Origin of the sequence: Vibrio sp. V43_P6S15P86 (assembly GCF_009904725.1) — a bacterium.
GTDB classification, from domain to species: domain Bacteria; phylum Pseudomonadota; class Gammaproteobacteria; order Enterobacterales; family Vibrionaceae; genus Vibrio; species Vibrio diabolicus.
On sequence record NZ_WXWT01000046.1, the window covers coordinates 1 to 10,400 of the forward strand.

A 10,400-nucleotide genomic window follows, 5' to 3' on the forward strand; every position below is an offset into this window, starting at 1 on the left:
CCTTTAGGGCGTACCCGGGCATTTTCTTTTATATATTTTGAATGCGATTTTTTTCAATACAAAACAATGACTTAGTTTGTTTTATGTGCGATGTGCTTGAATGTCATCTACTCGTTTACGTCCAGAACCGTTTCTACTTGTGCAATGGAGGAGTCACTACGCCTTCATTTTCAGCCTTGAGTTAGGGCGAAAAGGGTGAGGGCGTCTGATGAATAGCTCTTATAATTTCGACTATTGAATTCACTCACAAAAAAATGCAAACAAGTAATCGTGAGTGAAAACGAGTAGGAGAACAACATGAGTGGCTCACAGGAAATACAATCATTCGGTGCGAATGTTATCTTACATGCGTTTAATTGGAAGTATGCTGACATTGCCCAACGAGCAAAAGAAATCCACGAGCTAGGTTACGGCTCCGTGTTGGTTTCGCCACCAATGAAAAGCGCCCACGATGATCGCTGGTGGCAGCGCTATCAACCTCAAGATTACCGTGTCATCGACAATGCGTTGGGTGATACCAAAGACTTTATCCGTATGGTTCGTGAACTGGAGCAAGTTGGCGTGTGGGTTTACGCTGACGTGGTGTTTAACCATATGGCAAATGAGGCCCACCTTCGCCGAGACCTCCAATACCCAAGGCAAGAGGTCTTGGAGGAGTACCAACAAAACAAACAGAAATATCAGTCGATAACGTTATTTGGCGACTTATCTCAACCGCTTTTTGATGAAGAGGACTTTGTTGAAGCGTTCGGTATTAAAGACTGGAAAGATAAATGGCAGGTACAAAATGGACGCATCACAGGTGGACCAACTGATCCTGGCTTGCCAACCCTCCGTGTTTGTGACCATGTCGTTGAGCAGCAACGCGCTTACCTAAAAGCATTGAAAGCCATTGGTGTGAAAGGTTTTCGTATTGATGCCGCGAAACACATGACGCTAGAGCATCTTAAACGTGTTTGGACAGACGACATCACGCGCGATGTGCATATATTTGGCGAAATTATTACCGATGGCGGTGCGACAGAGGAAGAGTATCAGTTGTTTCTTGAGCCGTATTTACAGGAAACTCGCTTAGGCGCTTATGATTTCCCGTTGTTCTCGACCATTTTTAAGGCGTTCGCTAAAAAGGGCAGTTTCAAGTCGTTGATTGACCCATACTGTTTCGGTCAGGCCCTTTCGCCCAGTCGCGCGATTACATTTGTTGTCACGCATGACATTCCTAACAATGACGTTTTTCTTGATCTGATCATGGATGAGGAAAATGAATGGTTAGCTTATGCCTACATTCTAGGCCGCGATGGTGGTGTGCCATTGGTTTATACCGACTTAAACACTAGCGGTATTACAGATAAAAATGGCAAGCCAAGATGGCAAGGCGCATGGAACGATCCGCGAATGGCGAAAATGATCCAATTCCATAATATGACACATGGCGAGTCGATGAGTGTTCTTGAAGGTAACGATGATATGCTGGTACTTAAGCGAGGGAGCAAAGGCATTGTCGTGCTTAATAAATCGCAGCGTCAGCAGTCTTTGGCATTGAAAATGGATGGCGACTGGGTGGATTTGATGACGGTTCAGGACGTTCCATCTGACGGTAAGTTAATTGTGCCACCTAAAGCCTCAATGTTGCTCGTCGAAAACTAAAAAATAAAACACCGAGCTTAGCGAGCTCGGTGTTTATGTTTGTCGGCGGTCATTCAAGAACGGGTAAAGTCTAATGTAAAAGCGAAGTCTTTCGCCTCTGCTATGAGGTTATGAGCACTCATTAACGCAACATTCAGCCTTTAAAAAGCCGATCACATCATCTAAACATTGGTACTCTGCAACGCAAAAAAGGGTTCGCCCCTCACGACGTTGGGTGATAAGCCCGGCTGAGGCTAGACTAGAAATATGATGAGAGAGAGTGGAAGCAGGAATGCCAAGCTTTTCTTGTACGCCGCCTACCGCGATACCTTTGTATCCCGCTTTGACAACTTCTTTGTAAATACTTAAACGAGTAGGATGACCTAACTCTTTTAGTGCTTTAGCGACGGCTTCAAGCTCCATACTGACCTCTAAAGAATGACTACAGTAAATTTGTTTCGATAATAGGGAAAGTCTCGGTAAATGCCAACTCTTGTGATCTAGGAACGATTTAAATCAGATGAGATTCATACCGGCTCATACCTGCACAACAATAATTGTCTACTCCAATGAGACAGATCAATCTTCATTATTATTTCACCCCACGTTCAAACTCCCTCGTCTACACTCATGGGTGAGTTGTCAGTTGGCAGACCAAGGAGGCGGCCATGATTGCGGTTCATAGAGATTATTGTTTGTCTAACAGTTCAGATTTACATGCTCACGTTAAAGTTAACCCTGTCGGTAAATTAGAAGTTGAGATTGTAGAACTTCAAGAGCGCCATACCACAGAGTTTGATGATTTGTCTTTTGAGAGCCGTGGGTGTGAAACTCGAATCTGTGGTAAAGAAGACACAACTCCGTGGCAGTTCAATCTTGCAGTTACTGATGCGTTAGAGCTTTCTCACTTAGTGGAAGAAGCAAACGAAGAGTATGAGATTTTAATGAATGATCTTATGTAATATCGAGAAGATCATTTTATCCTGCACGGCGTGTGACTCGGTACTGAAAAAATAAAAACCTCCCAAGTGGGAGGTTTTTAATATGGAGTGCGTTATCGTTGGATAGGCTCTTCTCTTGGTGGTGTTAGTTCTTGAACGTTATCTTCATTGAAGTCATCGGCGTAACCTTTCGGCGGTGGCGTCCATCCACGTTCTGAGCGCGAGAGTTTGTCATGGCGATCTTTTTGCATCTCTTCCGCCATTTTTTCCTCTAACTGAATAAACAGTTGTCGGAAATTGTTGTCATAACGTTCGCCTTCAGAATCATCTTCCCAAGCTTTGTAGAGTATCTCGGACTTGCGTGCTTCAACACGCTTGTATGTCGCTTTTTGCTGCTCAACAAAGAAGGGATGAATACCAAGTGCTTTCATCGTGTGACCGCCCATCTCCAATGCGGAATGGTAGGTTTCCGATTCAATAATATCAGCCCCAGCTTGACGCAAAAGATAGCCGTGACCACGGTCAAAGGCGCGTGCGATCACCGTTACTTTGGGGTACGTGTGTTTGACGTACTTCACCAGTTCCACACTCGATTCTTGGTTATCAATTGCGACGACCAACGCAGCCGCATGCTCGATGCCTGCAGTGTGCAGCATATCTGGTCGAGTCGCATCGCCAAAATAAGCACGAGTGCCAATCTGGCGCATGTTATCAACTTGGTTGGCTTGGTGATCGAGCACCACTGTTGTTACACCATTAGAAACAAGCAAGCGGTTAACAATCTGACCAAAACGGCCGATACCAGCGATGATTACTGTGCCTTTTTCTTCAATCGTATCGCTTTCCCTTTCGTTTGATTGAGTTTCAAAACGCGGCAGTATTAATTTGTCAAATAGAATGAACAAACCTGGCGTTAAGAACATTGAGATAGCAACAACCAGCGCAAGCGTTTGCGAGAGTTCAAACGGAATGACGTGGTTTTGCACAGAGAAGCTTAGCAACACAAAACCAAATTCACCCGCTTGAGCCAAGCTTAAGGTAAACAGCCAGCGGTTGCTGCCTTTCACTCTAAATATCAGCGCGAGAATAAATAGGACCAAGGCTTTCAATACCATCACGCCAATGGTCAGTGCCATGATCAACCAGAAGTCACCAAATAGAACTGAGAAATTGATCCCAGCTCCGACGGTGATGAAGAACAGACCCAGCAACAACCCTTTAAATGGTTCGATATTGGACTCTAACTCGTGGCGAAATTCGCTGTTCGCCAATACAACGCCAGCCAAGAAAGTTCCTAATGCAGGAGATAAGCCAACCAAACTCATCAGTGCTGCGATGCCGATCACCAGCATCAATGCGGTGGCGGTAAAAATCTCACGCAGCCCAGAGCTAGCAACATAGCTCAACAGAGGTCGACTTAAAAAGTGACCACCAACGACGACAATCGCAATCGATGCTGTGATGACTATTCCGTACGCCCAGCCCGGTAAATCGGCCACGAGGTTTAAATCGTCATGATGCTGCGCAGCAGTTTGAACGGCATTTTGTGCTTGTTCGACTAACTCTGGCAGGGCCAGCAACGGAATAAAGGCCAACATCGGGATAACAGCGATATCTTGGAAAAGTAAAACAGAGAACGCGTTTTGTCCACCTTCTGTCTTCGTTAACCCTTTTTCGCTAAAAGTTTGCAAAACAATCGCGGTAGAAGAAAGGGCGAAAATCAAGCCGATGGCTAAGGCAATGGTCCAAGGCTGCTCAAAGTACAGGGCAATACCCATAATCGCCGCGATGGTACCGCCAACTTGAAGACCGCCTAAGCCCATTAAACGATTTCGCATTGACCAGAGCATTTTAGGCTCTAGCTCTAACCCCACTAGGAATAGCATCATCACCACGCCAAATTCGGCAAAGTGCTGAATTGTCGTTGTTTCTTCACCGACTAAACCGATAATTGGACCAATTACCACACCAGCGATGAGGTAACCTAAAACGGAACCGAGCCCTAAACGCTTGGCAAGTGGTACCGCAATTACAGCGGCAATCAAATACACGAAGGCTTGTAAGAATATCCCTGTCATGAAGCCTCCTTGATGAGCTTCGGAAGTGCGCTGTTGAGTTTGATTAATGACGCAGCTGCTTCAACATCCAGTCTATCTTCGACTAATGCTGTTAGCAGGATTTTGTACCGTTCGACATGACGGGGAATTCGTCCTTCTTCTTCGGCAGTACGTGCGCCGAACAAAGCAAGAGGCGCAATGTAGTGCATACCCGTGAGCGCTGACATTTGCTCAATAGGAGCGAGCAGTTCCCGAATCGTAAAATGGTTGTAGCCTTCGGCTTTATAGGCTTCTTCCTTGCCGCCGGCCGAAAGTACGCACAGCATGGTTTTACCTTGTAGTTCGGTTCCTTCAGTGCCGTAAGCAAAGCCATACTCCAAAACCAGATCTTGCCACTCTTTTAAAATTGCTGGGGTTGAATACCAATATAGTGGGAATTGAAAAACCACCACATCATGCTCACGCAAGCGTTGTTGTTCACGGTCGATATTGATATCGAAACGAGGGTATTCACCATAGAGATCAACACATGTCACGCCTTCAATTTTTTGAGCTTCTTTGAAAAGTGGAGTATTCACTTCTGAACGATGCTGGGAAGGATGAGCAAAGAGAATTAATACTTTTTTATTCGCCATAAGGATCCTTGCTATCTAAATAACCATGCCCGGTAGGAGCGCAGGTTGGTTAGAAAATGTAACTCATAAATGGCCGTCAAGCTAGCTTGGAAAAGTGCTTAAGCTGTTTCAATATCAATAAAAAACCACCAAATAAGTTGGTGGTTTTGGCAAGTGTCAAATTTTAATTAATCATGAATAGGAACGACTAAAATATCGACTGGTGATTTGTTGATAAGATGTCTTGAGTAGGAAATGATTTTGCTCCAGAAATCTTGGTGATGGCCACAAATCAGCAAGTCCACTTCTTGCTCTTTGATGGTAATTTCGAGCTTGTCGGCTAAATCACCAGTACCCACGAAGAAGTGTTTGAGTGGATAATCCATGTACTCACTGAATGTTCTCAAACATTCCATAGAGTGCTCATTCAGCGGCCTTTGGTCTGGGTTCTCTTTAATGTCTACGAGCTCACGATAAATTTCCCCGTGAGTTCCATCAATATGGATGAATGAAATATCGGAGTCGAGATAGTTAGCCATCGCTACGGCTCTGTCGATCAGAACAGTGCTCTCATCGGACAGTTCGAGTGCAACAAGGATATGTTTGTATTTCATTACCACGCCCTTATGTGGATTAGCTTTACTGTAAGCATAGTATGGCTTGGGCAAAATTTGTGTAGATAAGATCTCGAAATCGTTCAAAGTTTTGATAAATAATGCTGCTTGCTTTTTAGTCAGAAAACCCGCTAAACTTCGCAAATCATTTCTCTAGGAGATTACGCCAAAATGAAGAACTAAACCTGTCATCCATATTTTTTACTTATTTTTTGGATCTGCAGGGTTAGTAGGCGTAGCTCACTTTCCGATATTTCTTTGTAACAAGACAAATCTTTGATTTGACGTTTATCGTCGAGCTTTACATAGAGCTTAATGCGTTTGTGCACGCGTTTTGTTGCAATCTCAAATCATAGCTACGGCTGTTGTCCCTGTCATACAGGAGGCAAATTATGCCAGTTTTACAAGCTTTTAATGTTAGCCATCAGTTTGATAATGGCGAGACGCTATTCCAGTCTATTTCTTGTTCCATGACTAAACGACGTGTTGGTTTGGTTGGGCGCAATGGCATCGGTAAGTCGCTTTTGGCTTCCATTTTGGCGGGCGAAACTCAGCCTTCCAGCGGTGTAGTGACTTTTCCCTCTTCTTTCATGATGTATCGCCAGCAGCCGCCTGATTTGCTTTCTGGTCAGCAATCGATCGCCCAGTTTCTGGGAACAGACTCGGTCTTGCATGCTTTAAAGCAGATTGAACAAGGTGATGTTTCTGAGCATTGGTTCGAACTGGTTGGCGAACAGTGGGATATTGAACAGAAACTCAAACAGCAGCTTGCTGCGATGGGTTTACCGCAAGACCCTGATTTTCCTTGTGCTCGGCTCAGTGGTGGTCAGTTGGCGCGTTTGCAGTTATGGCTGTTGTTTGAAAACGAAACGGAGCTTTTGATTCTCGATGAGCCATCCAATCACCTCGATACCGAGGCGAAACAATGGCTGATAGAGTCTATGACGCATTTCGGTGGCGCGATTTTACTCATCAGTCACGATCGTGAGCTGCTGCGAGCAATGGAGGAAATTTGGGAACTCTCGGGCCTAGACTTACAGGTTTTTGGTGGAAATTACGATGTGTACGCCGAGAAAAAACGCACTGAACTGCAAGCGGTCGAGAGGCAGTTAGCGCAAGTCGATAAACAGAAAAAACGATTAGCCGAGCAAGCCCAGAAAAATCGCGAAAAAGCAGACCAACGCGCCGCGCAAGGGAACAAACTGCGCAAAGACGGCAGTCAGCCCAAAATTTTGCTTGATGGAAAAAAGGATAGCGCGACCGCCAGCGCCTCAAATCGCAATAAGAATGAGCAACTCAGACAAGCGCATTTACAAGCCAAAGAACAGGCGTTGCAATCGCGACATGAGCAGCTCAAAGCGCAAAAGCTTTATCTTGCAGATAATCCGAACCGTTCGCGAAAAGTGTTGTCGATACAAGAAGGTATATTGCCTTTTGGGGATTCTACTCCTATCACTTTGCAGATTTTTGCGAACGATAAAGTCCATCTCAAAGGGAAAAATGGCTGCGGAAAGTCAACCTTGTTAAAGACGTTGCTTGGCGAGTTGTCGTTGCTCAGTGGTGAGCTGCAAGTGAATACTCCCTTGTATTATCTCGACCAACACTTTGGCGCAGTGAATCCAAATCTTTCGTTACTTGAGAACGTAATGGAGAGCTGCCTAGAGATGACGGAAAGTGAAGCGAGAACCTTATTGGCGGGGATCGGTTTTCGTCGGAATGCTGTATTTCGGTTGGGGCGTGTACTGAGCGGTGGCGAGAAGATGAAGCTCGCGATGCTGATCGTCAGCCACCAACACTCTCTGCCTTTTCTGCTGCTTGATGAGCCAGATAACCATCTCGATCTCGATTCAAAAATAATGCTTAGTCAGGCGTTAAATACATACAAAGGTGGATTTGTTCTGATTAGTCACGACCAAGATTTCGCTTCTGAGTCTGGGGTTTTGCGTCAAATCGAACTGAATTAAACGAAAGAGAGTAAACGCCATTGTAGCTCTTCAGCGTTGTTCCTAAGCTCTACACCTCCACTTACCGATATGTAGAATTGGCAGGAAATAAGGGAGTTAGGATGGCTTTCACAACTCGTTTAATGAAATTAGATTCATTTTGTCGATATATAGTAGAGTTCTGATGTATTGCACAAAAAGACAACAGAAAAATAAAAAGGAATTTCATGAAAAAGAACACCCTAGCATTCGCAACGGTTCTCGCACTCGGAAGTGTGTTGTCTGTGGCGCATGCAAATGAAGCGGCGCAATCGTCGGTTGAACAGGTAACCCCGAAAGCCATCACGTATCCAACCACACAAAAAGTGGATGTTGTCGATGACTACTTTGGTACAAAAGTGAGTGATCCTTATCGCTGGTTGGAAGACGATCTCAGCCCAGAAACCGCAGAATGGGTGAAGGCACAAAATGCAGTGACGTTTGATTATCTGGCGAAAATCCCTTACCGCGAGCAGATTGAAGAGCGCATTACTGAGCTCATGGATTACGAAAAACAAAGCCAGCCGTTCAAAGAGGGTAAGTTCACTTACTTCTACAAAAATGACGGGTTACAAAACCAAGATGTGCTTTATCGGCAGTTAGGTGATGGCGAAGCAGAAATTTTCCTCGATCCAAATACTTTTAGTGAGGATGGCACCACATCGTTAGCGGGAGTGAGCTTTTCACGAGATGGATCTTTGGTTGCATACAGCATTTCGGAAGGCGGTAGCGATTGGCGCAAAGTCATTGTGTTAGACACAGAAACCAAAAAGCCAGTCGGTGAAACGCTGGTGGATATTAAGTTCAGCGGCATCAGTTGGCTCGGCAATCAAGGCTTCTATTACTCAAGTTATGACAAGCCAAAAGGGAGTGAACTTTCCGCGAAGACAGACCAACACAAGCTCTACTTTCATAAACTTGGAACGAAGCAAAGTGAAGACCAGCTGATTTTCGGCGGCTTTGAGGAAGAGAAATACCGTTATGTTGGCGGCTATACGTCGGAAGATGAACGCTACTTGTTTATCTCAGCCAGCATATCGACATCGGGTAACAAACTGTTCTTTAAAGATCTGAGTAAGCCAAACAGCCCGCTTAAAACCATTTTAGATAACACCAGTTCTGATACTTGGGTAATAGACAACCAAGGCACGAAACTGTACTTGGTTACGAACCTTAATGCGCCAAACAAACGCGTCGTGACGGTCGATGCGAGTCAGCCGCAGCCCAAAAACTGGAAAGATTTGATCCCTGAAACAAAGAACGTGTTACGTGTTTCTACCGCGGGTGGCAATTTGTTTGCGAGCTATATTGTTGATGCGATCTCGATGGTGAAGCAATACGACATGAACGGCAAACTCATCCGTGAAATCAAGCTGCCTGATATTGGTAGTGCGTACGGTTTTTCAGGTAAAAAAGAAGAAACCGAAGTCTACTATTCTTTCACCAACTACAAGATGCCAAGCACTACGTATCGTCTGAACATCAAAGATGGTGATAGCGAGGTGTACTACAAATCTAAAGCGTCATTTGATCCAGCTTTGTATGAATCTCGCCAGGTGTTTTACACCTTAAAAGACGGAACAAAAGTGCCGATGATCATCACCTATAAAAAAGGGACACCGATGGACGGCAGTGCACCAACCATCCTATATGGATATGGTGGTTTCAACATTAGCCTCACACCATCTTTTAGCCCGACACGTGCGGCTTGGCTGGAGCTTGGTGGTGTTTACGCGGTAGCAAACATTCGTGGCGGTGGGGAGTATGGTAAAGAGTGGCACAACGCTGGCATTCAAATGCAAAAGCAAAATGTGTTTGATGACTTTATTGCGGCGGCTGAATTCCTAATTGATGAAAAGGTAACGTCATCAAACAAGTTAGCCATTAACGGTGGATCGAATGGTGGCTTGTTAGTGGGGGCCGTTATGACGCAACGTCCAGAGTTGTTTAAAGTGGCGTTGCCAGCAGTCGGCGTACTGGACATGCTGCGTTACCATACTTTTACCGCAGGTGCTGGTTGGGCGTATGACTACGGTACGGCAGAGCAAAGTAAAGAGATGTTCCAATATCTGAAAGGTTATTCGCCGGTGCACAATGTAAAAGCGGGGGTGGAATACCCAGCAACATTGATTACAACGGGTGATCATGATGATCGTGTTGTTCCTGCTCACTCTTACAAATTTGCTGCTGAGTTGCAGTCAAAACAGGCGGGTTCAAATCCGACCTTGATTCGCATCGAAACCAATGCAGGGCATGGTGCTGGCACACCAACGCGTAAAATAATTGAGACAAATGCAGATATTTATAGCTTTGCACTGTTCAATATGGGGATAGAGAAACTGCAATAGTGCGAATCGTTTGCGTTTTTAGTTAACGAAATGCATTGGTGCTTTTGCACTCGAAAATAAAAGGGAATCACAGAGTGTGATTTCCTTTTATTTTATTGTGGAGTAACTATTCTAAATTGACCGCAAGGCTAATTAAATTAAGGTATTTGCAATTTATTACAACTCTCTTCTTTACCTGAAGAGTAATATGCGATACAAATAAAACTTGATCGCGATCA

8 protein-coding genes are annotated in these 10,400 nt (G+C 44.8%); 4 read left to right on the forward strand and 4 right to left on the reverse strand.

Features of this window, described 5'->3' with window-relative positions:
* Positions 1-297 precede the first annotated feature (297 nt).
* Positions 298-1,647: an alpha-amylase family protein gene (locus CAG69_RS02130; protein ID WP_161442524.1), complete on the forward strand. Its 1,350-nt coding sequence runs from the start codon at positions 298-300 to the stop codon at positions 1,645-1,647.
* 108 nt (positions 1,648-1,755) lie between these two features.
* On the opposite strand, the gene CAG69_RS02135 is transcribed toward CAG69_RS02130, so the two are convergent.
* Complete coding sequence (locus tag CAG69_RS02135; protein ID WP_047008415.1) at positions 1,756-2,049, reverse strand: ArsR/SmtB family transcription factor; 294 nt, start codon at positions 2,047-2,049, stop codon at positions 1,756-1,758.
* Between the two features lie 245 nt (positions 2,050-2,294).
* Between CAG69_RS02135 and CAG69_RS02140 the strand changes: the two genes are divergently transcribed.
* Positions 2,295-2,588 carry a hypothetical protein gene (locus tag CAG69_RS02140; protein ID WP_005392536.1) on the forward strand — a complete coding sequence of 98 codons (294 nt, stop codon included), beginning with the start codon at positions 2,295-2,297 and terminating at the stop codon, positions 2,586-2,588.
* 92 nt (positions 2,589-2,680) lie between these two features.
* Here the strand turns inward: CAG69_RS02140 and CAG69_RS02145 are convergent, their stop codons facing one another.
* The 3 genes from CAG69_RS02145 to CAG69_RS02155 form a co-directional block, all read right to left on the reverse strand.
* A complete protein-coding gene (locus tag CAG69_RS02145; RefSeq protein ID WP_161442526.1) occupies positions 2,681-4,645 on the reverse strand; it encodes a monovalent cation:proton antiporter-2 (CPA2) family protein in 1,965 nt (654 codons plus the stop codon).
* Positions 4,642-5,259 carry an NAD(P)H-dependent oxidoreductase gene (locus tag CAG69_RS02150; RefSeq protein ID WP_161442528.1) on the reverse strand — a complete coding sequence of 206 codons (618 nt, stop codon included), beginning with the start codon at positions 5,257-5,259 and terminating at the stop codon, positions 4,642-4,644. The genes CAG69_RS02145 and CAG69_RS02150 overlap by 4 nt, the downstream gene beginning before the upstream one ends.
* A 167-nt stretch (positions 5,260-5,426) precedes the next feature.
* Positions 5,427-5,852: a universal stress protein gene (locus CAG69_RS02155; protein ID WP_005392539.1), complete on the reverse strand. Its 426-nt coding sequence runs from the start codon at positions 5,850-5,852 to the stop codon at positions 5,427-5,429.
* A 392-nt stretch (positions 5,853-6,244) separates the two neighbouring features.
* On the opposite strand from CAG69_RS02155, the gene CAG69_RS02160 reads away from it, so the two are divergent.
* Positions 6,245-7,816, forward strand: coding sequence for an ATP-binding cassette domain-containing protein (locus tag CAG69_RS02160; RefSeq protein WP_161442530.1), 1,572 nt, complete (start codon positions 6,245-6,247; stop codon positions 7,814-7,816).
* Between the two features lie 206 nt (positions 7,817-8,022).
* Entirely contained in the window at positions 8,023-10,182 is a 2,160-nt protein-coding gene (locus CAG69_RS02165; protein WP_161442532.1) for a prolyl oligopeptidase family serine peptidase, read from the forward strand.
* The last annotated feature ends 218 nt before the right edge of the window (positions 10,183-10,400 follow it).